This window comes from Aquimarina sp. EL_43, assembly GCF_943422735.1.
In the GTDB taxonomy this organism is placed as follows: Bacteria; Bacteroidota; Bacteroidia; order Flavobacteriales; family Flavobacteriaceae; genus Aquimarina; species Aquimarina megaterium.
In genome coordinates this window covers 77,112-102,521 of record NZ_CALSBR010000001.1, presented here as the reverse complement: position 1 = coordinate 102,521, position 25,410 = coordinate 77,112, and the positions used below count along the sequence as shown (strand labels likewise).

General features: G+C 33.7%; 24 protein-coding genes and 2 tRNA genes. 14 read left to right on the top strand and 12 right to left on the bottom strand.

Translation table 11 applies throughout. The annotated features are described in order from the left end of the window. The first annotated feature begins 60 nt into the window (after positions 1-60). The 5 genes from NNL09_RS00520 to NNL09_RS00500 all read left to right on the top strand — a co-directional run bounded on the left by NNL09_RS00520 (position 61) and on the right by NNL09_RS00500 (position 5,274). A complete protein-coding gene (locus NNL09_RS00520; protein WP_081748302.1) occupies positions 61-1,125 on the top strand; it encodes a DUF4932 domain-containing protein in 1,065 nt (354 codons plus the stop codon). A 35-nt stretch (positions 1,126-1,160) separates the two neighbouring features. Next, entirely contained in the window at positions 1,161-1,490 is a 330-nt protein-coding gene (locus NNL09_RS00515) for a cupin domain-containing protein (protein ID WP_025666679.1), read from the top strand. A 159-nt stretch (positions 1,491-1,649) separates the two neighbouring features. Continuing rightward, complete coding sequence (locus NNL09_RS00510; protein ID WP_025666680.1) at positions 1,650-2,297, top strand: DUF6090 family protein; 648 nt, start codon at positions 1,650-1,652, stop codon at positions 2,295-2,297. A 171-nt stretch (positions 2,298-2,468) separates the two neighbouring features. Further along, positions 2,469-3,578 carry a hypothetical protein gene (locus NNL09_RS00505; protein WP_025666681.1) on the top strand — a complete coding sequence of 370 codons (1,110 nt, stop codon included), beginning with the start codon at positions 2,469-2,471 and terminating at the stop codon, positions 3,576-3,578. Positions 3,579-3,714: 136 nt separating this feature from the next. Next, positions 3,715-5,274, top strand: a complete 1,560-nt coding sequence (locus NNL09_RS00500) for a peptide MFS transporter (RefSeq protein ID WP_196910606.1) — start codon at positions 3,715-3,717, stop codon at positions 5,272-5,274. A gap of 112 nt (positions 5,275-5,386) precedes the next feature. Here NNL09_RS00500 and NNL09_RS00495 read toward each other — a convergent pair whose 3' ends face one another. Together NNL09_RS00495 and NNL09_RS00490 are read right to left on the bottom strand one after the other, a co-directional pair. Then, positions 5,387-5,581, bottom strand: coding sequence for a hypothetical protein (locus NNL09_RS00495; protein WP_196910605.1), 195 nt, complete (start codon positions 5,579-5,581; stop codon positions 5,387-5,389). 93 nt (positions 5,582-5,674) lie between these two features. After that, the gene (locus NNL09_RS00490) at positions 5,675-6,073 is read right to left on the bottom strand and encodes a hypothetical protein (protein ID WP_196910604.1); all 399 of its coding nucleotides are present in this window, start codon (positions 6,071-6,073) and stop codon (positions 5,675-5,677) included. 150 nt (positions 6,074-6,223) lie between these two features. Between NNL09_RS00490 and NNL09_RS00485 the strand changes: the two genes are divergently transcribed. The 3 genes from NNL09_RS00485 to prfA all read left to right on the top strand — a co-directional run bounded on the left by NNL09_RS00485 (position 6,224) and on the right by prfA (position 9,981). Next, positions 6,224-7,048 carry a GyrI-like domain-containing protein gene (locus NNL09_RS00485; protein ID WP_196910603.1) on the top strand — a complete coding sequence of 275 codons (825 nt, stop codon included), beginning with the start codon at positions 6,224-6,226 and terminating at the stop codon, positions 7,046-7,048. A gap of 26 nt (positions 7,049-7,074) precedes the next feature. Continuing rightward, positions 7,075-8,760 (top strand): amidohydrolase, encoded by a 1,686-nt coding sequence (locus NNL09_RS00480; RefSeq protein ID WP_196910602.1) that lies wholly within the window; start codon positions 7,075-7,077, stop codon positions 8,758-8,760. Positions 8,761-8,904: 144 nt separating this feature from the next. Then, positions 8,905-9,981, top strand: a complete 1,077-nt coding sequence (gene prfA, locus NNL09_RS00475) for a peptide chain release factor 1 (protein WP_025666686.1) — start codon at positions 8,905-8,907, stop codon at positions 9,979-9,981. Positions 9,982-10,047: 66 nt separating this feature from the next. On the opposite strand, the gene lgt is transcribed toward prfA, so the two are convergent. The 4 genes from lgt to folE all read right to left on the bottom strand — a co-directional run bounded on the left by lgt (position 10,048) and on the right by folE (position 13,585). After that, positions 10,048-10,977, bottom strand: coding sequence for a prolipoprotein diacylglyceryl transferase (gene lgt / locus NNL09_RS00470; protein ID WP_025666687.1), 930 nt, complete (start codon positions 10,975-10,977; stop codon positions 10,048-10,050). A gap of 117 nt (positions 10,978-11,094) precedes the next feature. Continuing rightward, positions 11,095-11,349, bottom strand: a complete 255-nt coding sequence (gene yidD / locus NNL09_RS00465) for a membrane protein insertion efficiency factor YidD (RefSeq protein ID WP_025666688.1) — start codon at positions 11,347-11,349, stop codon at positions 11,095-11,097. A gap of 23 nt (positions 11,350-11,372) precedes the next feature. Further along, positions 11,373-12,869 carry a cysteine--tRNA ligase gene (cysS, locus tag NNL09_RS00460; RefSeq protein ID WP_196910601.1) on the bottom strand — a complete coding sequence of 499 codons (1,497 nt, stop codon included), beginning with the start codon at positions 12,867-12,869 and terminating at the stop codon, positions 11,373-11,375. A 38-nt stretch (positions 12,870-12,907) separates the two neighbouring features. Then, the gene (gene folE, locus NNL09_RS00455) at positions 12,908-13,585 is read right to left on the bottom strand and encodes a GTP cyclohydrolase I FolE (protein WP_025666690.1); all 678 of its coding nucleotides are present in this window, start codon (positions 13,583-13,585) and stop codon (positions 12,908-12,910) included. Positions 13,586-13,823: 238 nt separating this feature from the next. Between folE and NNL09_RS00450 the strand changes: the two genes are divergently transcribed. Beyond that, positions 13,824-15,311: a T9SS type B sorting domain-containing protein gene (locus NNL09_RS00450; RefSeq protein WP_196910600.1), complete on the top strand. Its 1,488-nt coding sequence runs from the start codon at positions 13,824-13,826 to the stop codon at positions 15,309-15,311. 64 nt (positions 15,312-15,375) lie between these two features. Here the strand turns inward: NNL09_RS00450 and NNL09_RS00445 are convergent, their stop codons facing one another. Both NNL09_RS00445 and NNL09_RS00440 read right to left on the bottom strand, forming a co-directional pair. Beyond that, positions 15,376-16,887 carry an OmpP1/FadL family transporter gene (locus NNL09_RS00445; RefSeq protein ID WP_196910599.1) on the bottom strand — a complete coding sequence of 504 codons (1,512 nt, stop codon included), beginning with the start codon at positions 16,885-16,887 and terminating at the stop codon, positions 15,376-15,378. A gap of 97 nt (positions 16,888-16,984) precedes the next feature. Next, a complete protein-coding gene (locus NNL09_RS00440) occupies positions 16,985-18,097 on the bottom strand; it encodes a hypothetical protein (protein ID WP_152538348.1) in 1,113 nt (370 codons plus the stop codon). 99 nt (positions 18,098-18,196) lie between these two features. Between NNL09_RS00440 and proS the strand changes: the two genes are divergently transcribed. From proS to rpsT, 4 genes are all read left to right on the top strand, one after another. Continuing rightward, on the top strand, positions 18,197-19,675 hold the full coding sequence (proS, locus tag NNL09_RS00435) for a proline--tRNA ligase (protein ID WP_025666695.1): 1,479 nt from the start codon (positions 18,197-18,199) through the stop codon (positions 19,673-19,675). 77 nt (positions 19,676-19,752) lie between these two features. Then, positions 19,753-19,824 (top strand) — tRNA-Glu (locus NNL09_RS00430). A 67-nt stretch (positions 19,825-19,891) separates the two neighbouring features. After that, a tRNA-Glu gene (locus NNL09_RS00425) sits at positions 19,892-19,963 on the top strand. Between the two features lie 34 nt (positions 19,964-19,997). Next, the gene (gene rpsT, locus NNL09_RS00420) at positions 19,998-20,246 is read left to right on the top strand and encodes a 30S ribosomal protein S20 (protein ID WP_024770782.1); all 249 of its coding nucleotides are present in this window, start codon (positions 19,998-20,000) and stop codon (positions 20,244-20,246) included. Positions 20,247-20,346: 100 nt separating this feature from the next. Here rpsT and NNL09_RS00415 read toward each other — a convergent pair whose 3' ends face one another. From NNL09_RS00415 to NNL09_RS00400, 4 genes are all read right to left on the bottom strand, one after another. Next, positions 20,347-20,826 carry a hypothetical protein gene (locus tag NNL09_RS00415; RefSeq protein WP_152538349.1) on the bottom strand — a complete coding sequence of 160 codons (480 nt, stop codon included), beginning with the start codon at positions 20,824-20,826 and terminating at the stop codon, positions 20,347-20,349. 242 nt (positions 20,827-21,068) lie between these two features. Continuing rightward, on the bottom strand, positions 21,069-22,307 hold the full coding sequence (locus tag NNL09_RS00410) for a glycosyltransferase (RefSeq protein WP_196910598.1): 1,239 nt from the start codon (positions 22,305-22,307) through the stop codon (positions 21,069-21,071). Between the two features lie 62 nt (positions 22,308-22,369). Next, positions 22,370-23,146, bottom strand: coding sequence for a zinc ribbon domain-containing protein (locus tag NNL09_RS00405; protein ID WP_025666698.1), 777 nt, complete (start codon positions 23,144-23,146; stop codon positions 22,370-22,372). A gap of 3 nt (positions 23,147-23,149) precedes the next feature. After that, positions 23,150-24,244, bottom strand: a complete 1,095-nt coding sequence (locus NNL09_RS00400; RefSeq protein WP_196910597.1) for a Nif3-like dinuclear metal center hexameric protein — start codon at positions 24,242-24,244, stop codon at positions 23,150-23,152. Between the two features lie 105 nt (positions 24,245-24,349). Here NNL09_RS00400 and lpxK point away from each other — a divergent pair, with 105 nt between their 5' ends. Then, entirely contained in the window at positions 24,350-25,360 is a 1,011-nt protein-coding gene (gene lpxK, locus NNL09_RS00395; protein ID WP_196910596.1) for a tetraacyldisaccharide 4'-kinase, read from the top strand. Positions 25,361-25,410: the final 50 nt, after the last annotated feature.

Genomic DNA, 25,410 nt, shown 5'->3' with positions numbered 1-25,410 from the left:
GCCGGTAATTATAAAAACTCGTTACAATTTAAATTTCAGTTCAACGATAAACAGTTTTAAATGAATAAACAATACTTAATGCTATTGTTCTTAGTTTTAATTACAAGCTGTAAACAGCAAGATAAAGAAAGAAAAACTACAAGTAATCCTAATAAAATTACTTTTGAAGTAAATGAAGGAACTGAATTTTTATTAACAGCATTCAATTTGGCAGTAGAAAAAGAAATGTCAGATGAATATAAACCTTGCGAAACAAGTTATGTAAAACGCCTGAATAATTACTTTGCAGAGTATAAAGAACATCCTTTTTTAAAATATATTTTTGATGAAGTAAATTCAGGGACTGATTTTTCAAGTGTTGGCTTAGTTATAACAAACCTTGAAACCATGGAATTAAATTCTGATATTGATATAGAGTTGATAAAAAGAAAAATTTATACCAATGATATCAATAATTTCAGAAAGTTAGCAGCAGATTTTTATAGAGTAACTAAATTTAATTCATTTTTTAAGAGTAATAAAGAGTACTACGCAACATCTAATTCAAAAATTAAAAGACAAGTTGAAGCAGAAAATTTGTTAGGAAAAATACAAGAATTTTATCAAGATGATAGAGATGGTTTAGAATTTAAAGTATTTGTAGAATTAACAAATAATAGCGAAAGTCAAGCGGTTGATTTTTACGATAATTACAATCCGAATATAAGAGCGATTACATTAGGTAATTTCTGTGATTTAAGTTCTGAAAGTAAGCCACAAAATGAGGTGTTAGATATAGAAAACTATCAAGGAGTATTTTGCCATGAAATATCACATTTATATACGACCAGTATTTTTCTCGACAAATATATTGGGGATGTAGAAGATTTTAGGGTTTTGTTTGATGATAAACTAACAAAACTGCAAATTAAAGATAGAGTAGACCACATGATTATTAGACCGCTACAAGCGGTATTAACAAAAAGGATTTTCAATGACTTAGCAGGTAGTAATTTTTATAAAAAACAACCTAATAGTATCGAAAAAAATATTTACCTTCTTTTTTCAGAGTATAAACCAAATGGAAATAAAACGTTTGAAAGTTATTATAAAGAGGCTATTAAAATCATAAGAAATAGAGGGTGATTTTTTAACCAGTTGAAAAAGCTTAAACGAGTTCTATGATAGATATTTCAAAAATCGAAGAAAAAGAGATAATGGAGGGCTTTAAAGGTAAATTTATTCATACCGAATATTCAACCCTTGCCTTTTGGGAAATAAAAAAAGGATCGGTCTTACCATTACATTCTCATATTCATGAACAAACAACACAAGTTTTAGAAGGAAAACTAGAGTTAACCGTAGGTGAGGAAACAAATGTTTATGAAAATGGATTTGTTGCTGTAATCCCTGCAAATGTGCCCCATAGCGGAGTTGCATTGACAGATTGTAGAGTTTTAGATACTTTTAGTCCGGTAAGAGAAGATTATAAAAATTTTGGGAGAGAATAAATTTCTACTACATACTTTTTCGATAAAGTCTATGTTGTACTGCACGTAGTCAAAATACTCCAGATGATATTTTAGAGATAGTATTTCAAATACATAGATCAACTAATACTATAAAAATTAAATCATTATCTTTTACTGAACAATTAATCTGGATGTCAAATGAAAAAAATAAATTGGCAGTACACCTTAGGAGAAATTCTAATAGTTATTGTTGGTATCACTATTGCCTTTAATCTTAATCAATGTGCAGAGGAGAAAAAAGATAAAAATCTTAGAGCTACGTATCTCGAAAATTTAAAGATAGATATACTTGCCGATAAAGAAGAATTAACAAAGAACCTAAAGACATTAGTAAAATATAAGAAAGAAGCCGAAACTATTGCAAAAGTGCTTAATGATACTACTATAGAAAATTATACAATTACTAAGAAAGTGTTTAGTATTTCTCCGCTGGTAGAGTTTACTCCTCAAGACATCACTTATAAAACCCTGGTCAATTCTGGAGATTTTACTCTTTTTAATGACATATCTTTAAAGTCGGCTATTCAGAAACATTATTCTTCAGATTTACAGAAAGTAACTAAAGCTTATGAACGACAGGAAATTATTCACCGTGAGTATTTGGGAAAGTATTATATATATAACTCAGATTTTGATAAAATGAAAAAAAGGGAGTTCCCTTTTGAAGATGTTCGTTTATTAAAAAGAATTGTTCAAAGTCTCGGAGGAGCATACACTATTCAGATCAGTGCTACCGAAATGGCTATTGCACATTGTGATGGTATTTTAAAACTAGTAAGTCCATAAAATAGAGTGTATATAAATGTTTGAGAACGTATTGAAACCTTATGAGATGATTTCACAATAACTACATATTTCTAATCAGTAATACTATATTATTTGATTGTCATATCAAAAGATAAATAGTCTTGTTTTAAATCGAATATGTAATTACCTTTATCGTTCAGATAATCAGATATGTCAGATATTACTAAGTTTTATAGCCTGGCACATATATGTATCGCCTTGATAGGAGGGATATTGTTATTGGCTATATGGTATAATATAAGGAAACGTTTCAGACAGTTTTTAGAAGAAGATGATTCTCAAAAAAGAATAGATAAAGGCTTATTGTATTTAAGTCTGGCCCTTTTTGTATGGGTGTTTTCTGGAGGTTGGATTTATATGGGTAATCTTTTCTTATTTACAGATACGATTATCTACGATATAGGATATAGTTTTTTTTCGGTGCTGAATACTCTGGTTTTAATAATGGCATTGTTTTACTTTGATTTTGCACCTCAGTTTTTGTCAAAAAATAAGAGAAATACCCTTATTCTTATTGGTATAGCAGTAGTGGTGTCTATTGTAACTTTTGTTTTGATTCAAGCATTTAAAAATACTCCTGTGATAAACGGAATACGAATAAGCAGTGTGCCGGATTTGATATTTTCTTGTTTACTCACCTGGTTACTTATTGTTTCGTTTTATAGAACTTTCATGAATCGAGGACTAAGACTGGTAGCCATTATCTCTGTATTAGCTTTTTTATTAATGCTAATCTCACAAATGCCAGATGTTTTTGTGGTAATGAGCAATGAATTATACGGTCATTTAATAAAAATTATTGCTAAAACAACATTCATTTCTGTTTTTCTGGTATTAGCTACAAGCTGGGTTATTCAATTAGCATTAACACCTAAACCTAGTGAAATGACTATTAAATTTATGGATTGGGCATTGGTCAAAATAACAATCCCATCTAAGGAGATTTATGATAAAACCATAGATTTCGGTTCCAAAACTACACAATACAAAAACTTATTAAAGTTTGCTGTAAAACGGAAATATGAAGCAGGAGACAGGCAATATTTAGTAGTGAACTCTGGAGGCGAAATAAAGAGCCAAACCTACTTGAGTAGAATTATAGAAAATATCAATACAATACTTCAATTACAGTCTATATCACAACTAGAAAGAAAAGATTTGTTCACATTTATGGGGCAGGGAAAATATAGGCTTCGAGTTATACCAGAAAATATAATTATTGATCAAACACTATTAGAAGAGTTTAATAAAACTTCGTAAACCATAGATTGTAATTATTTGTAACTACTTGTAAGAGAATAACAATTTGATATAAATTACTATTTTTTAGAACTTTCCTTTTAGTTGTTCGTAAACTATTGATGCTTTGTGTTTAAAATAATTTTAAACACATAACATGAACTCAGATCAAACTGAAGTAAATAGGCAGGAAGTATTCGGACACCCCAAGGGATTATTATATCTATTTTTTGCAGAATTATGGGAACGATTTTCTTTTTATGGCATGAAAGCACTTTTGGTGTTGTACATGACCAAACATCTTTTATATTCTGATGACAAATCGTTTGGAGTAATGGCGGCATATATGTCTCTAGTATATGTCACTCCTATGATTGGTGGTATTATAGCAGATAGATATATTGGGTATAGAAAATCAATCATACTGGGAGGCGTTTTGATGGCAGCAGGCCATTTTTTTCTAACTATTGAGACTCCTGTTTTTTTCTACGGATCACTGGCTTTAATAATCGTTGGTAATGGTTTTTTTAAACCCAATATTTCAACAATGGTGGGTACATTGTATAAAGAAGGGGATAGAAGGAGAGATTCTGGATTTACAATTTTTTATCTGGGAATTAACTTGGGAGGAGCTATAGCACCCTTAATGTGTGCCTGGCTAGCCGAACTATACGGGTGGCATTATGGATTTCTATTAGCAGGAATAGGAATGCTGGTTGGGCTTTTAGTTTTTAAACGAGGAACACAACTAGCAGTTTTTGGGGATAAAGGACTAGTACCCGATATCAAGAATTATGAAAAGAAAATATATGGTCTCAATAAAGGGGATCGAGTATGGTTTCTGGCATGGTTATCAGTTCCGGTATTTGCGTTAATTGTTAGATTTAATGAATTTGAACATTACCTGGTCTGGATTGCAACCTTTTTTTTAATAGGATATATAACCTATATTTTAACAAAAGTATCAATCAAAGAACGAAAACGGTTATTGGTTGCAGTATATTTTACTAGTCTATATGCTTTGTTTGCAGCAGTATTTGAGCAAGCCGGAAGCTCACTTACATTATTTGCAGATAGAAATGTAAATCTTATAGGGATTAATGCGGCGCAAACTAATAGTATAAACTCTACCTGGATAGTGGTATTGGCGATTCCTTTTGCGTTGCTATGGACATTTTTGAGTAAGAAGAAAGCAAACCCTAATTCGGCTATTAAATTTGGCTTAGGTATGTTGTTTCTAGGGTTAGGATTTTTAATTTTTGGGATGTCTGCTCAAGAAGTTGATGAATATGCTAGGACCCCAATGTTTTATTTGATTTTTGGATATCTAGTATTAACCGTTGGAGAATTGTTCTTATCCCCTATAGGGCTTTCTAAAATAACCGAACTATCACCCATAAAATATGTTACCTTCATCATGGGGGTTTGGTTTTCGGCAAATTTCTATGGCCATTTTTTTGCAGGAAAAATAGCAAAGCTTACAACAGTAAAAGAAGGAGAAGCCAGTATTTTTTCAGAAGGTCTCTCGGGAACCATTAGCGAGGCAATCACGGGATTATCCAGTACATTGGTAGATGGTAATAATACAGAAGCTTTTCAGCAATTATATTCTTATGTGTCTGTATATGCCAATTTTGGGGTTATTACTATGGGAATAGGAATAGTTGCTATTTTAATTTCACCAATTATTAAAAAATTAATGACAGGAATACATTAGTAGTTCTGCATTAAGTTTTGTTTCTAAATTCGCGGAAGTTGTTGTGTTGGAAATATGAAGACCTTCAGGATCATGATCCCGAAGGTCTGTTTCGTTATAAAAACATAAATCATTATGATTTAAATGTAGTGGTGACTTTTGTTTCTGCCTCTGTGTCATCTTCTTTTACATCTACATGCTCAATGATGTGATCGTCATCAAACTTTCCATCTTTTTTCTGAAATAATATAGGAACAGGAAGTAAAGAAGCCATTATAATGAATATGATCAAGATTATACGCCTAAGTGTCTTTTTAAATTTTTTCATTTCAGAGAATTAATAATACCCGTTTATTTCTATTGGTAAGAAATAAATAAGTTGTTAATAGATTATTTATAAACGAATAGGTGGGATAAGGTTTTATCCTATAAAACTGAAATGAAAAGCATCTTCTTTATCGTTATAAGAAGAAGTGTACGAAGTACTAATTATTTTATGTTTGTTATACAAACTAACAAAAACAGATTGATTTTTTTTGAATACCCTACTAAGCTTAGTATGATTTAATGATAATAAAACCAAATACTTATGCTCGATGTATAGAAAATCACTGCTTTTTTCTGAATCGATAACATCGCTATAAAGAATACTATTTTGAGGTGAAGAGAACTCTTCAGGCGAAATCAATACTTCAATAGTTTCTTTAAAATCAACAGGCTGTGTGTAATTAGAATATCCTCCAATAGAGATTAAAAGAATAAGTACTCCTAACCATTTAGGGGTGAGAGAACTAAAATATGTACCTGTACGATCTTGCATATCAATACAAATTTACGGTTTTTTAATTAGGGTAAGATAATACGATATTACAATGATGATTATGTATAATTGTCAATATAGGACAATACCATAACTTGCTATATTTCATAAATTTGCAATGTGAATAAAAAGGATGTTTATATAAAAAGAATGCAAAGTACAGCTTTGTATTTGCGAAATAATTTCAATACAACTTTTGAGATTAAGAAGCTTGAAGAAGTCTCTAATTTTTCATATCGAAACTTACAATGCATCTTTAAAGGATATTATAAAGAAACCATTGGAGCTTATATTACCAGGCTTAAGGTAGAAAGCGGAGCAAAAATGCTTTTGTATCAAAACCAGACGATATCACAAATAGCAATAAAAGTTGGGTATTCTGATTTACAAGCGTTTAGTAAGGCTTTTAAAAAACATTTTGGTATTTCTCCTCAGGAGTATAAAAGTAAAAAAGAAGACATCTTAACGTCGGTAGTAAAGAATACGAAAATAGTAATGAGTTTTTATGAAGAAAAAATAATCAACCTGCCAGAACAAAAGGTTTTTTATAAAACGATTATGGCAGATTATTATAGTGATAAGATTGAAGAGGTTTGGGATGAATTACATGAAGAAGCTGTAGGACTAGAGGTAAATATATCTGCATCAGAAAGTATAGGGATTATTTGGGATGAACCATTAATATCAGAGGCAATTCGATGTAACTATGATGCTTGCTTTACACTACCTCAAAATTGTGATTTTAAAAATAAATTCAGCGTGAAAATTTTACCAGAACAAACATATGCAGTTTTTACACATTATGGGGCTTATGGTTTATTACAACATACTTACGATAAAATTTTTGGGAATTGGATATTAAATACACAACATGAGGTATCTGAATCCCCTTTTTTAGAATTGTATAAAGTAAATAGTATGCATAGCGATGACCCCAAAGAGTATGTAACCGAAATATATATCCCCATAAAATGATAATATCAAATATTAAAAACAATCAAATGAAACTTATAGCCTTTATTATAACATTAATAGTAAGTGCAAATTCTTGTAATAAAGATGATAATTCTATATCTAATCAAGAGCAAAAAGTTAAAGTAGCTTATATCAACGGTGCAATTTTTACGGTAAACCCAGAGCAGGTATGGGCAGAGGCTATAATTGTTGAAGGAAATAAGATAATCTATGTGGGAAATACAGATAAAGCGCTGGCGCAGATAGGTGAAGATACAGAAGTAATAGATCTTAAAGGAGCTACAGTAATACCAGGGATACACGATGTACATATGCATCCGTTAGAAGCCTCATCAGAAAATTTTAAATTTATTTTAAAAGAAGATAATGATCCCGAAAATTATGTTCCCACAATTCGTAAAGCTTTACGTGATTTTCCTAATGAAGAATGGCTTTTGGGTTGGGGTGTAGATTTGTATGCACTTCTTGAAACCAAACGTTCTCCTATAGATATTTTGGATGATATTAGTAGTACTAGGCCTATTGCAATTATGGAACGTACTTCTCATTCGATCTGGGTAAATTCTAAAGCGCTAGAAATAGCAGGGATAGATAGTAATTCTAAAGATCCATCAGGAGGAATTTATATGAAGGATGAAAACGGTAACCTTAATGGAATTCTTATTGATAATGCAGGAAACCTCATTTTAGATTTGGCATTGGCTCCAACTAGTCAAACTAAAGCAAATGATTATAATGGTTTAGTAAATTTTGCATTACCAGAACTGGCTAAAAATGGAATAACCTCTATTTGTGATGCGCGAACCTATTGGAAAAGAGATCATCATATCATATGGAAACGAGTAGAAAAAGAAGGAAAACTTACTGCTCGGGTTAATTTAGGACTATGGGCATATCCCATGCAGGATGATGAGTCGCAAATATCATTACTAAAATCATTATATGAGAATGATGATAATCGTCTTTTAAAAATAAACCAAATCAAGCTATATAGTGATGGGATAGTACATAATACAACTGCGGCAATGCAAGAAGAATATCTAATAGATCTTTTTCAGAAACCGAATAATAACGGATTGAATTATTTTACCCAAAACCGAATAACAAGCTATATTCAACAATTAGAAAATGTAGGGTTTGATTTTCATATTCATGCTATTGGAAATAGGGGAATCCAGGAGTCTTTAAATGCGATAGAAACAGCAAGTACTGGTTCGGGAAGGCATAGAATTACACATGTCGAAATAGTAACCCCATCAGATTTGTCACGTTTTTCTCAATTAAATGTTACTGCAGATTGCCAGGTAGCAGGTGATTTTACACAACCAGATCATTGGAGTGAGAATGCAGAACTTATAGGAAAGGAAAATTCACAAAACCTGGTTCCTATTAAGAGTTTAAAAGAAGCTAATGCCAGAATTACATTAAGTAGTGATTGGGATGTAAGCAGTATCAATCCATTTGTAGGGATGCAAAATGCGATAACACGTTTTCCGCAAAATATAACCATAGAAGAAGCTGTAAAAGCATATACACTCAATGGAGCTTATGTTATGAGACAGGAGACAGAAGTAGGATCTCTTGAAATAGGAAAAAAAGCAGATTTTGTAGTATTAAGTCAAAATATTTTTTCTGTAGATCCTAATAAAATTGCCAATACCAAAGTAGATATGACTGTATTTGATGGAGAAGTAATTTTTGAAAGAAAATAAAAGCCAAAAACAATAGATGTTGTCAGGTTAGGTAACTTCAAATCTGGTTTGTAAATAAAATTGATTTGTAATCTTATCATGCTGTATGAGCTTTTGACAAAAAAGCTTACTTTTGTAAATTCTACAGAATAGGAAGAATACACTATGATTGATAAATTAAATATTGTAAAGCAACGATTTGATGAAGTGAGTGATTTAATCATTCAACCGGATATTATTGCAGATCAAAAAAAGTACATACAGCTTAATAAAGAATATAAGGATCTTAATGCACTTATGGATGAAAGAGAGCGATATATAGAGCTCACTGATAATCTAAAGGAAGCCGAGGAAATTATTGCTGATGGTAGTGATGCAGAGATGGTAGAAATGGCCAAAATGCAGCTAGAAGAAGCTAAAGAAGAATTACCAGGTTTGGAAGAAAAAATTCGCTTTATGCTTGTGCCAAAAGATCCCGAAGATGCTAAGAACTGTGTAGTAGAAATTCGCGCAGGAACAGGAGGGGACGAAGCGAGTATTTTTGCAGGAGATTTATTTAGAATGTATACTAAATATTGTGAAGGTAGAGGATGGAGTACTAGTGTTGTAGATCTTAATGAAGGAACCAGTGGTGGTTATAAAGAGATTATTTTCGAAGTTAATGGTGAAGATGTTTATGGGACATTAAAGTTTGAAGCAGGTGTACATCGTGTACAACGAGTTCCTCAAACCGAAACACAAGGTCGTGTACATACCAGTGCTGCCACCGTAATGGTTTTACCTGAAGCAGAAGAATTTGATATCGAACTCGATATGCAAGAAGTGCGTATAGAACGTACTACTTCTACAGGACCAGGAGGGCAGTCTGTAAATACTACATATTCGGCAATTAAATTACATCATGAGCCAACAGGAATGATTGTAAGTTGCCAGGATCAGAAATCATCACATAAAAACCTCGAAAAAGCATTGAAAGTATTGCGTTCTCGATTGTATGATTTAGAACTGGAAAAGAAGCAAGCAGCAGATTCTGAGAAACGTAAAAGTATGGTTTCATCCGGAGATCGTTCTGCAAAAATTAGAACCTATAACTATCCACAAGGTAGGGTGACTGATCACCGTATTGGTTTAACCTTATATGACTTAGGTAATATTATAGATGGAGATATTCAGAAAATTATCGATGAACTTCAATTGGTGGCGAATACAGAAAAACTAAAAGAATCTAACGAGATTTTTTAAAATAAAACTAAACGCATAAAAAAAGCCGATGTATCTTACATCGGCTTTTTTTATGCTATTTTCTATTTAATTAACTTCTGTTTTCTTTCGGGATCGTATTACAAAATACAAGCCAACAATAATAAAAGGAATACTAAGCCATTGGCCTGTTGATAGCAAACCTAAGGCGCTTTCAAAACCTCCCTGGCTTGATTTAACGTACTCTACAATAAAACGTACCGTAAATATTAGAATTAAATACATTCCGAAAAGAAACCCACTGTTTTTTCGTTTATCAGTTTTCCAATAGATTAACCATAGGATAATAGATACAAATATATATCCAAAAGCTTCATATAATTGAGCTGGATGACGATATGGAATAGCTTCTAGTAAGTTAGAGAATTTAGGATTTTCTACGATTGCAGAATATGCTTTATTAACGCTATCCATTCCGGTTTCTTTTAAAGCCTCTCTTTTACTTATACCATCACGTATAAACTTTACTCCAAAAAAAGAATCTCCAGATTCTTTTCCAATAATCTCAGAGTTAAAGAAATTACCTAATCGAACAAAAATACCTCCAAATGCTGCAGGAATAGTAACTCTATCTAAAACCCAAAGCGGATGTTTATGTAGGACTTTTTTAGAGTAATAATACATTGCAATTATAAAAGCAATAGCAGCTCCATGACTCGCTAATCCCTGAAAACCTATAAACTCAAACGCTGGCTTAAACCTGAAAGGTAAAAGAATTTCTAAAAGATTGTTTTTGTAATAATCCCAGTCATAAAAAAATACATGTCCTAACCTGGCGCCTAATAATGTACCGATAACGGCATATATAAATACAGAATCTAGTTTTTCCATAGAGACATTCTCTCGGATATAGATTTTTTTCATTAGGTACCATCCTAGTGTAAAGGCAATTACAAACATTAAGCTGTAAAAACGAATAACAAAAAAGCCGAGATCTATTCCCTCAACCGGATTCCAGGTAATTTTTGTAAATATCATGCGTGAGTTTTATTTTTCAAAAGTAAATATAGGTATTTATATGAGAAACGTATTACATATTCATATATTGAAAAAATGACCATACGTTTTATAAATACAATTATTATGAAAGGATCTTTATTGTTCACTTTTCACAGATTCATTCTCGACATCAGGAACTGGATCATATCCACTACCTCCCCAGGGGTGACAACTAAAAATACGCTTAATTGAAAGCATTCCTCCTTTAAAAAGCCCATGTTTTTGTAACGCTTCAAGAGTATAATGCGAACAAGTAGGCTGATAACGGCAGGTAGCAGGAGTTAATGGTGATATTAGGTTTTGATACAGCTTAACCAATACCACAAATGGAAATATTAAAATTTGTTTTATGGTCGTCTTAAAAGCCAAAATGGTTAATTTAATGAAAAGCTAGTGCCATCCCTGCCATCCTTAAGTTGAATGCCAATTTCTATAAGTTCATCTCTAATTTTATCACTAGTGGCAAAATCTTTATTAGCTCTTGCTTCTGCTCTTAAGTTAATCAATAATTCTACCGCTCCAGAAAGCTTATCGCTTATGTCTGATGCAGTTTCATTTATGTTCACCAATCCAAGAACGTCAAAAACAAAATCATGCATGGTTTTACGTAATAATTCGAGATCAGTTGCAGAAATTGTAGCCTTTTGTTCTTTAACGGTATTAACAAACTTAACGGCATCAAATAACTTAGCAATTAGAATAGGACTGTTAAAATCATCATTCATTGCATCATAGCATTCTTGCCTCCAGTTTTGAACATTAAACCCTTTGGTGGTCGAGTTAGCTGATAGCGTATCGATAGTTTGTATTGCATCTATCAATTTATAAAACCCTTTTTCTGAAGCTTCTAATGCATCGTTAGAAAAATCCAAAATACTTCTGTAATGTGCCTGAAGCATAAAAAACCGAACAATGCTAGGGTCAAATGGTTTGCTTAAAAAGTTATTATTGCCCGAAAATAATTCTCCCGGGGATATGGTATTCCCGGTTGATTTAGACATTTTTTTGCCATTAAGAGTAAGCATATTGGCATGCATCCAATAATTTACAGGGGTTTGACCACAAGCGGCTTCTCCCTGTGCAATTTCACATTCGTGATGAGGGAATTTTAAATCCATTCCTCCTCCATGAATATCGAATCGCTCACCTAAATATTTGGTGCTCATTACAGTACACTCCAGGTGCCAACCTGGGAAACCATCACTCCATGGAGATGGCCAGCGCATAATATGCTGAGGTTCTGCTTTTTTCCAAAGCGCAAAATCCTGGGGGTTCTTTTTATCACTTTGAGCAGATAACTCCCGGGTATTTGCAATCATATCCTCGAGATTACGCCCGCTTAACTTTCCGTAATGATTAGTTTTATTAAATTTCTGAACATCAAAATAGATAGAACCATTTGATTCGTATGCAAAACCATTATCGATAATCGTTTTGATAATTTCAATTTGTTCTACGATATGTCCAGTAGCCGTAGGTTCTATACTTGGTGATATTGCATTAAATTTAGACATAACATGATGAAAGTCTAAAGTATATCGCTGTACGATTTCCATAGGTTCTAGCTCTTCTAATCGTGCTTTTTTGGCCACTTTATCTTCGCCTTCGTCTGCATCGTTTTCAAGATGACCGGCATCGGTAATATTTCTAACATAGCGAACTTTATACTCCAGATGTCTTAGGTATCTAAATACCAGGTCAAAAGAAATAAATGTACGACAGTTTCCTAAGTGTACATTGCTATAAACCGTAGGGCCGCACACATACATTCCTATATTACCTTCTGTAATAGATTTAAATGTTTCTTTTTGACCTGAAATGGAATTATAAATTTTTAATTCCTGAGTTTTATACAACGAAGTTGCTGCCATGATGTAGAGTGATGCTTATGATTTTGTTGAAAATAAAATTAAAAGGTAGTATCTAATTTGATGTAATCCAAAAATTCTCTTTTTACAGATTGCTCTTTAAATTTACCGCCAAACTCGCTAGTAACCGTACTGCTTTCTATGTCTCTGATTCCTCGAGAATTAACACATAAATGCTTTGCATCGATAACACAAGCTACATCCTTTGTTCCCAGAACTACTTGTAAATCTTGAACGATTTGCATGGTTAGACGTTCCTGTACTTGTGGACGTTTTGCATAATAATCAACAATACGATTCATTTTGGATAGTCCAACTACGGTACCATTAGAGATATATGCCACATGAGCCCGACCAACAATTGGAAGTAAATGATGCTCACAAGTAGAATATACAGTAATGTTTTTCTCTACCAGCATCTCTCCATATTTATAATGATTGTCAAATGTAGAGGCATCTGGTTTTCTTTGAGGATGAAGGCCCGAAAAAATCTCATTTACAAACATTTTTGCTACACGTTGAGGAGTACCTTTAAGACTGTCATCTGTTAGATCTAGTCCCAAAGTTTCCATAATATGTTTTACATCTTCTTTAATCAAAGCAATTTTTTCGGCATCGCTAAGTTTAAAGGCATCTTCTCTAAGAGGAGTGGTAGCGCTAGTAGCTACATGATTATCACCTAGCGCTTCAATAGCTTCGAGGGCCTTGTCAATTTTCACACTTCAAAATTTTATAATTTATCAAAATTCTCACTTTTTTGTTTTTTGTAACATAAATAGAATCGTATTAATGAATACCTTCTATATTATGGTGTGCAAAGATACGATTTTGTTGTTTTACTTAGTAAAAGCTATGTTAAACAATTGTAGATATTAGTTTTCTTGGAGAAGTTCTGTATATTTAAGTCCCAAATTGAACTGTAACACACGAAAAATAAAGTTTTAACGTTATATGAAAATGGCAAAAGGATTACCTCAAATTTTGTTACTTTTTAGCATTCTTGTTTTTAAAAGTACGCTTTTTTATGCTCAGGACTTTGATGTAGCTTGTAGAGCTGCTCAACCTTTTTGTTCTGATGCTTCTTTAGAATTGACTTTCCCTAATGTAACTGGTGATATGGATGGTCTTGGTGAAGTGGGTTGTTTAAATACTACTCCTAATCCAGCATGGTACTTTATTCGTATTGATCAACCAGGAGAATTGATTTTTGATATTCAGCAATGGGTCGATAGTAATGATAATAGTAATTTAGACAGAGGAGAAAGGCAACTTGATGTAGATTTTATTGCCTGGGGACCTTTTCCTACTTCATTTGTGAATTGTGATATTCTTTCTCAGGGATGTGATAATAATGGGGACGGAGATAATATACGTCCTGCAGAATGTGTAAATAATGTCGATGATCCTGATTATTATATTAATAATATGGATAATACTAATATTATAGATTGTAGTTATGCAAGAACACCAGATGATGATATCTATATAGAAACACTAACAATACCTAATGCGCAATCTGGCGAGTATTATATTATTCTAATTACTAATTTTGCAGATGAGGCAGGGGTTATTCAACTTCAGCAAACCAATCTTAACGAAGATAATGCAGGAACTACAGATTGTAGTATTTTAGAACCAGGTGTAGGACCTGATATTGCTACATGTGGTGAATTTCCGATTACTATAGAAGGAAGGTTTCCTAGAGCTGTAACGTATCAATGGGCAAGAGCAGATGTAGGAACTACTAATTTTGTGAATGTTCCGGGACCTCCTGGAGTAATACCATTTTTAGAAGTTACTACAGAAGGAGTATATCAATTAAGAGGTTTTGATGAAACAGGAGCAGAGGTTCCTGATTCTCCTGATGATTTAGTAGTTCTGGATGTTTCGGATGCTGTTGTTTCTGTAGGATATTCTATTGCAGAAGAGTCTTTTGCAGGGGGGTATACTATTACGGCAGAAGTAGTTGCTGCTCCTGATGTAGAAGCTGCAGGGTTTGATGATTTTGAGTATAGGCTCGACCGGGATATAGGAAATGGCTTTTTAGAATATAGGCCTTTTCAGTCTTCGCCAATATTTACTAATGTTCCGCCAGGAGATTATTTTATTACAGCCAGATATGCAAACTGTCCTGCTAGTGAAGAAATATCTGATGTTATTATGATTTTAGGATACCCTAAATATTTTACACCTAATGGGGATGGCTTTCATGATACCTGGAGCCTGATTAATATCGAAGGCCAACCTGCGGCACTAATCTATATATTTGATAGATATGGTAAGTTGTTAAAACAACTAAGGGCAGGTGGACCAGGATGGGATGGTACCTATAACGGAAAAAATATGCCTTCTTCAGATTATTGGTTTAGAGTAGAATTTAATGAACCCAGAGATCCGAATATGCGAAGGAGAGTTTTTGCAGGTAATTTTTCATTAATACGATAAAATACTTTTATACAAAAAAACCGAGATCATAGCATCTCGGTTTTTTTGTATGATAAATACTATTCTAGAAATTCATGCCAAAAGTAAATGTAAGATTTTGCATTTGACTATCTACAAGAGCTGCATTGTTAAAACCAGAATTAGGATAAAATTGCTCGGTACGTTCTTGTTCGCTGTAATCATAAGCAATATCAATTTTAAATTTTCCAAAAGAGTACCCTGTTCCAAGAGAATACCCTATTTTTTCTCCAAGGATCAAATCATTTTTATATGGGCTTTCTTCAAAACGATATCCACCTCTAATGCTCCAGTTTTCAACTCTCCATTCGGTACCAATTCTTATGCTAGAAGCACCTTGTAAATTGTCGTTAATTTCCCTGTTAAGATTAGAGAAGCTAATGTTTTCGTCAGAGCTTAGTTTTGTTGTAGAATAATCTTTGTAAGAGTAATCGACACTGATTAATCCATGTTGTTTAAATAATACAGCAATACTACCTGTGGCTTTTGCGGGTGTGCGTAATTTATATTCTGGGAAAATATTAATAACATCGGGATCAACAATAGATCTTCCGTCTATATCGCTAAATGTTTCTAGGCGCTGAGTGGTCTCTTCTTCAATATAGTACCAGGTAGGAGATTCAAAAGAAGCTCCTAAGCGAATCATTTCAGATACCTTGGCAATACCCCCAACTTGAGCAGAAAACCCTCCACCAGTAGTAGATAATTTATTGGTAAATGTTACTTCATTAACATTGCTGCCTGCATTGTTATTTCCTTCAAAAAACTCAGTAACTCTATCGTAATTAATAAAATGAGAGTTGATATTAAATCCTACATAAAAAACTTGATTAATTTGTGCACCTCCATTTAAGGTGAATTTTCCATTTAAACCTGTGCTTTCATAATAGTATTCCTGATCAAAAACACCAGGTGCAATATTCGAGAAATAAGAAGTGTTATTAGGATTGTCAATATCAGTTGCTTCTATAACAAAAGCTTCACGACCTAGGAATGCTTGTTGAGCAGCATAGCCTTCAGATTCTCCAAGAAAACTATAAAGCTGGTCTATAGATTCTCCCGATCTTCTCGAAATCAAATCCAGAGGCAGCCCTTGGGCTTCGGCAAGAAAAAAGTTGTCGATAGAATTAGAACTTCTCCCAAAAGCAGCAAATTCATTGGCGTTATTTGCAGTCTGATCATACGCTAATCCTAATGAAAGCTTATTAATAATCGCATCATCACTGTAATGATCGAAAACAAAAACGGCTCCTACTTGATTAAAATTTAAATTTCTAGAATCACGATTAGTTAAACGATTAGAGTAGTTTATGTCGTTATCAATATGACTAGTTGAAAGGGTAACCGATCCATGAGGATTTAAAAAAACGGCTGATCCTGCAGGGTTAATTTGCAGTGCAGATAAATCCCCGCCCAAGGCGCCAAAAGCACCACTCATAGCTCTGTAGCGTGCGGTACCAAGGATATCTTGTTGTGAATAACGTAATGCATCGGTAATATCTTGAGCACTCAAAAAAGACATAGATAGTATACCTATGAATAAGAATAGCTTTTTCATCAATTTTTTAAATTTTGAATTACAGAATACCTCAAAAATAAGTAAGATATTCGGGAAAGTTATCTAACAATTGGTTTATAAGTTTGAATTAAGTTTTTTAATTTCTTCCGCGACTTCTGCTTCTGCTACCACCACGACTTCCGCTACTTCTAGACCTGCTACTACTTCCTGATCGTGAATACCCACTGCTACGAGGCGCACTACTTCTTGAATACCCAGAACTTCTACTTCTTGAAGAATTATTCGACGAAGGAGAGTATCCTCTGCTTCTTGTTGAATTACTTCTGGATCTTGTCGTTGTTGCTGGTCTAGTGTATCTTGTCGAATTACTTCTGCCTACCGAAGATGATCTTGAACGAGAATACGTATTATTTGAAGATCCGGATCTGTTATAATAGTTGTTTGATGAAGATCGTGTTCTTCTGGCAGCATCAACTCTTCTGTTGCTATATCCTTGTCTGCTTCTGCTGTAAGTTGAAGATCTTCGTGACCTTGTGCTGTATTTTGAATTATTATATGCTCTGCGACTTCTGGTAGAGTAAGCATAAGAGTTTCTTGCACTCCTGTTGTATGCTCTGTAACGAGATCTTCCATAATATGGATACCTGTTATAGTAAGGGCGATAATATCCTCTGTAATATCCCGCATAACCTCCATAATAAGGAGGGCAATAGTAACCACCATACCAATAAGGGTTACCCCAGCCAAATCCCCATCCAGGACCATTCCATCCCCATCCGGTGTTCCATCCCCATCCTGCATTCCATCCCCATCCATTACCGTACCATCCATTCCATCCCCATCCAGGACCCCAGTTATTCCAACCAGTATTGTAAAGGTTAACGCTGATTTCTGTAGGGTTGCTGCCCCATGCTGGTTGTCCAACTTCATAGTTTAATGCAGTAGCAGTAGTATCTGCAGCATCATAACCTTCGCTAGAATAAGAATCAATATCGGTAAAAATTGCATCTTCCTCAATTGCGGTATCGATTTGTGCAGATTTTTCAGAAAAATAGCTAGAATAATAATTAGATTTTTTATCTGTATTATTAGGTTGGGTCTCAATGTTTTTTTGGCTTGCCGCGTCGCCATAAATACCATCTCTATAAGGAGTGTATTCATACGAACCACAAGACGTCAACATAAGGATGGCTGCTAAAAGTAAAAAACCTAAAGCTCCACTTCTCTGAAAATAATTTTTAAGTCGCATATCTTCTTATTTTATTGTTGAACATTACAAATTTAGTTAGTTTTGCGCTAACTAAATTATATTTAACAGAGCCACAACATTTGTGCCAAATAGAAGTTTATGAGTAAGAATTTAACAAAGCGTAGTGAAGATTATTCAAAATGGTATAACGAATTGGTCGTTAAGGCCGACCTGGCCGAGAATTCGGCAGTAAGAGGGTGTATGGTGATTAAGCCGTATGGGTATGCTATTTGGGAAAAAATGCAGGCAGAATTAGATAAAAAATTTAAAGAAACAGGGCATCAAAATGCTTATTTTCCATTATTTGTGCCTAAAAGCTTATTCGAAGCAGAAGAAAAAAATGCAGAAGGGTTTGCTAAAGAATGCGCAGTAGTTACTCATTATAGATTAAAAACTGACCCAGAAGATAGTTCTAAGCTTATTGTAGATCCTAAAGCTAAGTTAGAAGAAGAGTTGATTGTACGTCCAACTTCTGAAGCTATTATTTGGAATACATATAAAGGATGGATACAATCATATAGAGATTTGCCTTTGTTGGTGAATCAGTGGGCTAATGTAGTGCGGTGGGAAATGCGTACTAGGCTATTTCTTCGAACTGCAGAGTTTTTATGGCAAGAAGGGCATACAGCTCATGCTACAAGGCAGGAAGCAATTGCAGAAACAGAGCAAATGAATAATGTATATGCGGATTTTGCAGAGCAATTTATGGCTATTCCTGTAATAAGAGGAAGAAAAACAGAGAGTGAGCGTTTTGCTGGAGCAGAAGATACATATTGTATTGAAGCGCTAATGCAAGATGGAAAAGCTTTACAGGCAGGTACTTCGCACTTCTTAGGGCAGAATTTTGCAAAAGCATTTGATGTAAAATTTACGTCAAAAGAAGGCAAGTTAGATTATGTATGGGCTACTTCATGGGGAGTTTCGACTCGTTTGATGGGTGCTTTAATTATGACTCATAGCGATGATAATGGTTTGGTTTTACCACCTAATTTGGCTCCTGTTCAAGTAGTAATTGTTCCTATATATAAGGGAGAAGAGCAGTTAAATCAAATTTCTGAAGTTGCTAATGCATTGGTCACTGACTTACGATCTAAAGGAATTTCTGTTAAGTTTGACAATAGAGATACGCATAGGCCAGGAGCTAAATTTGCTCAGTATGAATTACAAGGAGTTCCTCTTAGGATTGCAATTGGACCTAAGGATTTAGAAAAAGGAACTGTAGAACTTGCTCGCCGTGATACATTAACAAAACAATTTGTTGCTAAAGATGAAGTTGTTGAAACAATAGAGTCGTTGCTTGTAGAGATTCAGGAAAGTTTACATCAAAAAGCAACTCAATATAGGGATGAACATATTACAGAAGTAAATTCTTTTGATGAGTTTAAAGATGTTTTGGAGAATAAAGGAGGGTTTATTTCGGCACATTGGGATGGTTCTGCAGAGACAGAGCAAAAGATAAAGGAGCTTACTAAAGCTACAATACGATGTATTCCTTTTGATGCAAAAGAAGAGGAAGGGAGCTGTGTTTATAGTGATAAGCCATCAAAAATGAGAGTGTTATTTGCTAAGGCTTATTAAGGGTTTTAGAAAAAAATAAAATAACACTTGCAGCATTAAAAAATAGTTGTATTTTTGCATCCGCAATTAGACAACATGGCCCGTTCGTCTATCGGCTAGGACGCCAGGTTTTCATCCTGGTAAGAGGGGTTCGATTCCCCTACGGGCTACAATAATGAAATTAATTGCAAATTTAAAGTGAAAGCTATAAATTTGCAATCCTTGAAAAGGGAAAATGGCCCGTTCGTCTATCGGCTAGGACGCCAGGTTTTCATCCTGGTAAGAGGGGTTCGATTCCCCTACGGGCTACAAATTTTATAGTAAGAAATTTAATAGAAGAGAGATGGCAAATCATAAGTCAGCATTAAAAAGAATCAGAAGTAACGAGACAAAACGTCTTAGAAACAGGTATCAGCATAAAACTACACGTAATGCTATAAAAAAATTACGTGAGTCTGATAAGAAAGAAGCAGAGACTTTGTTTCCTACAGTTGTTTCTATGCTTGATAAGTTAGCTAAGAATAATGTTATTCATAAGAATAAAGCTGCTAACTTGAAATCACAATTAGCAAAACACGTAGCTGCACTTTAAGTAGCGGTACTTTTATTATAATATTAAAATCAGGAGTGATATGTTATGGTGTCACTCCTGATTTTTTATTTATTTTCAGAATTGCTGTTTTTTTAGAAGTTTAGAGAATAATTATAATAACAAGTCCATTAGAACAGACAATAATGATGATTATTGTTACTCTTTTGCCTTCATGTGTAACTCCTTCAAAAACAGTTACAGGTTCGTTTTTGTATTCGTGATGTACCTGAATTACTTCCCCGTTTATTCGATGTTCAGCTAGTCCAATTCCAGAAAATTGTCTTTCGGTGATTCTGTAATCGGCAAAATCATCTTTTTTGAGATTTGCTTTTTCTAAAAATGTTTCTAAGGTGATTTCTGTACCTCTACGCTCCATAGGGTATTCATCTGCTCGTATAACACCATATTTTTCGTGATAATCGAGTTTAATGTCATCAGGTATTTCGGATCTCTTGATTCCAATGATATCTTCCTGGGTAATTACTTCCTGAGTTTCGATTGTAGTGTTAACTTCTTTTTCACAAGATGAGAATAATAGTAACATAAAACTCGCCAAGATGGTTAGTGTGAATTTTTTCATAAGGTTTTAAGATTTATACTAGTTTCGATCAAATTTATATAGTAATAGAAACCAGTACTAGTTGTTCGTACTCTGTTAAAGGGTTTTCTGATTCCTCCTAAAATTAATTTTGTTGGTAAAGTAAAATTAGAGATATTTTTATTCTAATAAAAGGGGGATTTCCCCTGTTTTTCAATTTTATTAATTGATTTACAATAAGTTACAGGGAGGAGGGGGTAGTGTTGTTTTGTAATGCGAGCTCACTAAGCTTTGTTTTTTTCTTCTATCCATCTAGACATGAATTCGGTGCTTCGTAGTGTATGATGCTGTAGTATGCTACCGATAAAGTTTTTGGTACGATGTTTATTAAGGTTTTTTTGAAGTTTAGAAACCTGATTGAGAAACGGGGTACAGAACTTTTTTTTCTGAAACCGTGTATTTGTAATCTCTATTCCGTTTTGTTGTGATTGTTGCCAGAGGCTTTCGTTATTATATAATCTTATGGCTGCTTTGGCAAATTTTGAAGGGTCATCGATAACAAAACCGTTCCAATCGGCTTCTTCATCGAGCATTCCTTCTGCCCCTATAAAGGTGGTTACGCTTGGTGTGCCACAAAGCATGGCCTCTGCGAGTTTTCCTTTAATTCCTGCTCCAAATTGCAAAGGGGCAAGGCAAACGCGGGCTTGCGACATTATTTCTGTTGCACTTTTTGCCCATCCTTTAATATGAAACCCTTCTTCTGGATTGTGTAGTTGTGTTGCTTTAGGAGGAGGGTATGATCCATAGATATGCAGTTCTGTTTCTGGAAGCTCTTTTCTGATTAATGGCCAAATAACTTCTTTAAGGTATAACACACTATTCCAATTTGGTTCATGGCGAAAATTTCCTATAGTAACAAAGTGTTTTCTGTTTTTATACTCTGGCCATATTTTTTTTATCTCTGTAGTGATGGAGTCAAACAGAAAAGGTAAATAGAATAATAAGTCTTCATTTATTTTAAAGATCTCTTTAAGAAGTTTTATTTCAAAATCAGAAATAATTAGGGATAGATCGCATCGATATATGCTTGCAATCTCTCGTTTTGTAATGTCACTAGATAAAAGAGCGTCGTTGTTAAAAGTTGCATTGCTTTTAAATAATTCTTGCCGGGTTTTTCTAAGACTATGTAGGTCTTCTGTGTTTAATATTTTTAATGCATTAGGGCAATATTTTGTGACTCTCCATCCGAACTGTTCTTCAGTCATAAATCGATCAAACATCACTATGTCTGGTTGTTGTTTTTTGATAAAATCATCAAAACTAGAATTGTTAAGCTCTATTGTTGCTTTAGTGATGTTTGTGTTTTCGAGATTTACCATGCGCTCTGTTTCTGCTGCGGGGCTGGCAAAGGTGATTTTCCAGTTTTGAGCTTCGAATAGTGCTATAAGCTGCATCATTCTGCTTCCTGCTGCCGAAGAATTGGGTTCTGGCCAAACAAAGCCTATGATGAGGATATGATTCATTGTTTGTGCAATCAAAAAAGCCTCAGTAAAACTGAGGCTATATGTTGTTAAACTAGTATTTATTATAGTTTTGCAAAAAGTGCATTCATTTTTTCTTTTTCTTCTTTTGCAAGTTCTTGGTCAACTAAAATTCGACCACTGTGTTCATCTGTGATGATTTTCTTGCGAGAAGCAATTTCCATCTGTACTTGCGGCGGAATGGTAAAGAACGACCCTCCAGAAGCACCACGTTCAATTGGCACAACAGCAAGTCCGTTTTTTACATTACTACGTATTCTTTTGTAAGCATTGATTAAACGTTCTTCGATCTCTTTTTGGTAATCTTCAGATTTAGAGATTAAAGCTTGTTCTTCTTTTTCAGTTTCAGCTAAAATAGCATCAAGCTCTCCTTTTTTGTGAGAAAGATGAGAGTTACGTTCTCCAAGTTTTGTTTTGGTCTGATCGATGATCTCATTTTTTTGAACAATCTGAGCTTTGTGTTCCTTGATATGCTTTTCTGCTAATTGAATTTCTAATTCCTGGAATTCAATTTCTTTACTAAGTGAATTGTACTCGCGATTATTGCGAACATTTTTTTGTTGCTCTCCGTATTTTTTGATTAATGCTTTAGCTTCTTCAATTAGATTTTTCTTGTTACTAATACCTTCGGCGATAGTTTCAAGATCATTGTTTAGCTTTTCTAATCTTTTGTTTAATCCGGCTACTTCATCTTCAAGATCTTCAACCTCTAAAGGTAATTCTCCGCGTACGTTTCTGATCTCATCAACTCTAGAGTCTATTAATTGCAAGTCATATAGTGCTCTTAATTTTTGCTCAACAGTAACTTCTTTCTTTGCCATATTTTATATGTATTGAATAGGATTGGTGTTTTTATCCGATAAAATGATTGCAAAATTACTGATTTTTTTTCTAAGATAACTAACAATTAGGTTTTTTGTGTATTGTTCGCTCTCATAGTGGCCAATATCGGCTAATATTAGCCTTCCTTCGGCTTCATAAAATTGATGATATTTTAGATCTGAAGTGATAAAAATATCTGCACCTGCTCGATGTGCATTGGCAATAGCAAAACTACCACTACCGCCAAGAACAGCTACTTTTTTGATAGGCTTGTTTAGTAATGCTGAGTGTCGTACACATCCGGTTTTAAAAATATTTTTGATGTGTTTTAAAAAATCGAGCTCTTCTACCGGGTTTGGAAGCTCCCCAATCATACCCATCCCAATATTTTGATTTTTATTTTCAAGAGTGGTAATTTCATAGGCTACTTCTTCATAAGAATGATTTTCAAAAAGAGTTTTAAGGATTTTACCTTCACAATGTTTGGGGTATGTAATTTGAATCTGAGTTTCTTTTTCGCGATGTGTTTTTCCGATTTCACCAATTGATGGGTTTGCAGTATCAGAAGCTCTAAATGTTCCTGTTCCTTCAGAAGAAAAACTACAATTATCATAATTACCAATGCTTCCTGCTCCGGCTTCAAATAGCTTGTTGCGTAATACTTCGGCTTCAGTAGTAGGAGCAAAGGTGATTAATTTCTTTATATTTCCGCTTTGCGGGATAAGAATTTTGCGATTTAGAAGTCCTAATTGCTCGCATATCATATTATTTACTCCGTGTATCGCATTGTCTAGTGCTGTATGAATAGCAAAAATGGCAATGTCATTTTTAATAGCTTTCATTACTACTCGCTCTACATAGTTACTGCCATTAAATTTTTTGAGTCCTTTAAATACGATAGGGTGAAAACTTATAATGAGATTACAGTCGTTTTCTATTGCTTCATCTACTATGTTTTCGAGAGTATCCAGGGTTACCAAAATCCCTGTTACTACAGTTTCACGACTACCAACCAATAAACCAACATTATCAAAATCCTCTGCGTATGTGATTGGAGCTAAAGTTTCAAGATGCTGTATAACCTCTTTTATTTGCATTATAATATGTTTTTGAATAAAAATTGAATGTAAAAAAATTTTTATCAATAATCAAAGTTTCGTTTTATACTTTTGTTGCACTGATATATTGAAAATTTTAAACGTGTGAATTTACTGCGAAAAATACTTTTACCTTTTGTTCCTTTTTATTATTTGATTACTTGGTTGAGAAATAAATTGTATGATCTGGGGATTAAAAAATCTACGACATATACCTTTCCGATAATAGCAGTAGGGAATCTTAGTGTAGGAGGAACAGGTAAATCACCGATGGTAGAATATTTAATTACTTTGCTTAAAGATAAGGTGTCATTAGCAACACTTAGTCGGGGATATAAAAGAGAAACCAAAGGATTTAAGCTGGTTGCTACTTCTTCTACGGCAAAACAAGTAGGAGATGAACCACTTCAGTTTAAAAGAAAATTTACAGATGTTGTTGTAGCGGTAGATGCAGATCGGCGTAGTGGAATTTCTAATTTAAGATCATTAACACCCGAACCGGAAGTAATTTTATTAGATGATGCTTATCAACATCGTAAGGTAAAAGCAGGATTCTATATTTTGCTTACTGCATATTATGATCTTTACTGTAATGATATTGTTTTGCCTACAGGAAATTTAAGGGAACCAAAAAAAGGGGCTGATCGAGCTGATATTGTTGTAGTTACAAAATGTCCTAATCCATTGTCTTTTGAAGAAAGAAAAAGAATTACAGATAAACTTGCGATAAAACCCAATCAAGATTTGTTTTTTACTACTATCGATTATGGAAATGATATCGTAAATATTTCTGGAACAAAACCAATCGGTTCCTTACAAACTATTCATTTTACTTTGGTGACTGGTATAGCTAATCCTACTCCTTTATTAGATTATTATACTTCTTTAGGGTTAACATTTGATCATATTAGTTTTCCTGATCATCATAATTTTACCGATACTGAATTAGATAAATTAAATGGTCTTGAATTTATTATTACGACAGAAAAAGATTATGTGAGATTAGCTTCGAATATTTCTGAAGAGAAATTATGGTACCAGCCGATAGGAGTAAGGTTTGTAGAAGGAGCTTCTTCTTTTGATGATAAAATATTGAAGTTTATTGAAAAAAAATAAGATCCTATAGTAGGATCTTGTTTTTTAATTCTGGCTAACTCAAATAAGTT

Excerpts from the sequence above, each read along its gene's own strand:
- NNL09_RS00505 (WP_025666681.1), top strand. The coding sequence starts at position 2,469 with ATGTCAGATATTACTAAGTTTTATAGCCTGGCACATATATGTATCGCC.
- NNL09_RS00520 (WP_081748302.1), top strand. The coding sequence starts at position 61 with ATGAATAAACAATACTTAATGCTATTGTTCTTAGTTTTAATTACAAGC.
- NNL09_RS00410 (WP_196910598.1), bottom strand. The coding sequence starts at position 22,307 with ATGAATCATATCCTCATCATAGGCTTTGTTTGGCCAGAACCCAATTCT.
- prfA (WP_025666686.1), top strand. The coding sequence starts at position 8,905 with ATGATTGATAAATTAAATATTGTAAAGCAACGATTTGATGAAGTGAGT.
- NNL09_RS00400 (WP_196910597.1), bottom strand. The coding sequence starts at position 24,244 with ATGCAAATAAAAGAGGTTATACAGCATCTTGAAACTTTAGCTCCAATC.
- NNL09_RS00500 (WP_196910606.1), top strand. The coding sequence starts at position 3,715 with ATGAACTCAGATCAAACTGAAGTAAATAGGCAGGAAGTATTCGGACAC.
- rpsT (WP_024770782.1), top strand. The coding sequence starts at position 19,998 with ATGGCAAATCATAAGTCAGCATTAAAAAGAATCAGAAGTAACGAGACA.
- NNL09_RS00445 (WP_196910599.1), bottom strand. The coding sequence starts at position 16,887 with ATGAAAAAGCTATTCTTATTCATAGGTATACTATCTATGTCTTTTTTG.
- NNL09_RS00440 (WP_152538348.1), bottom strand. The coding sequence starts at position 18,097 with ATGCGACTTAAAAATTATTTTCAGAGAAGTGGAGCTTTAGGTTTTTTA.
- NNL09_RS00510 (WP_025666680.1), top strand. The coding sequence starts at position 1,650 with ATGAAAAAAATAAATTGGCAGTACACCTTAGGAGAAATTCTAATAGTT.
- NNL09_RS00415 (WP_152538349.1), bottom strand. The coding sequence starts at position 20,826 with ATGAAAAAATTCACACTAACCATCTTGGCGAGTTTTATGTTACTATTA.
- cysS (WP_196910601.1), bottom strand. The coding sequence starts at position 12,869 with ATGGCAGCAACTTCGTTGTATAAAACTCAGGAATTAAAAATTTATAAT.
- NNL09_RS00495 (WP_196910605.1), bottom strand. The coding sequence starts at position 5,581 with ATGAAAAAATTTAAAAAGACACTTAGGCGTATAATCTTGATCATATTC.
- proS (WP_025666695.1), top strand. The coding sequence starts at position 18,197 with ATGAGTAAGAATTTAACAAAGCGTAGTGAAGATTATTCAAAATGGTAT.
- NNL09_RS00405 (WP_025666698.1), bottom strand. The coding sequence starts at position 23,146 with ATGGCAAAGAAAGAAGTTACTGTTGAGCAAAAATTAAGAGCACTATAT.
- lgt (WP_025666687.1), bottom strand. The coding sequence starts at position 10,977 with ATGATATTTACAAAAATTACCTGGAATCCGGTTGAGGGAATAGATCTC.
- NNL09_RS00450 (WP_196910600.1), top strand. The coding sequence starts at position 13,824 with ATGGCAAAAGGATTACCTCAAATTTTGTTACTTTTTAGCATTCTTGTT.
- NNL09_RS00485 (WP_196910603.1), top strand. The coding sequence starts at position 6,224 with ATGCAAAGTACAGCTTTGTATTTGCGAAATAATTTCAATACAACTTTT.
- NNL09_RS00515 (WP_025666679.1), top strand. The coding sequence starts at position 1,161 with ATGATAGATATTTCAAAAATCGAAGAAAAAGAGATAATGGAGGGCTTT.
- NNL09_RS00480 (WP_196910602.1), top strand. The coding sequence starts at position 7,075 with ATGAAACTTATAGCCTTTATTATAACATTAATAGTAAGTGCAAATTCT.
- NNL09_RS00490 (WP_196910604.1), bottom strand. The coding sequence starts at position 6,073 with ATGCAAGATCGTACAGGTACATATTTTAGTTCTCTCACCCCTAAATGG.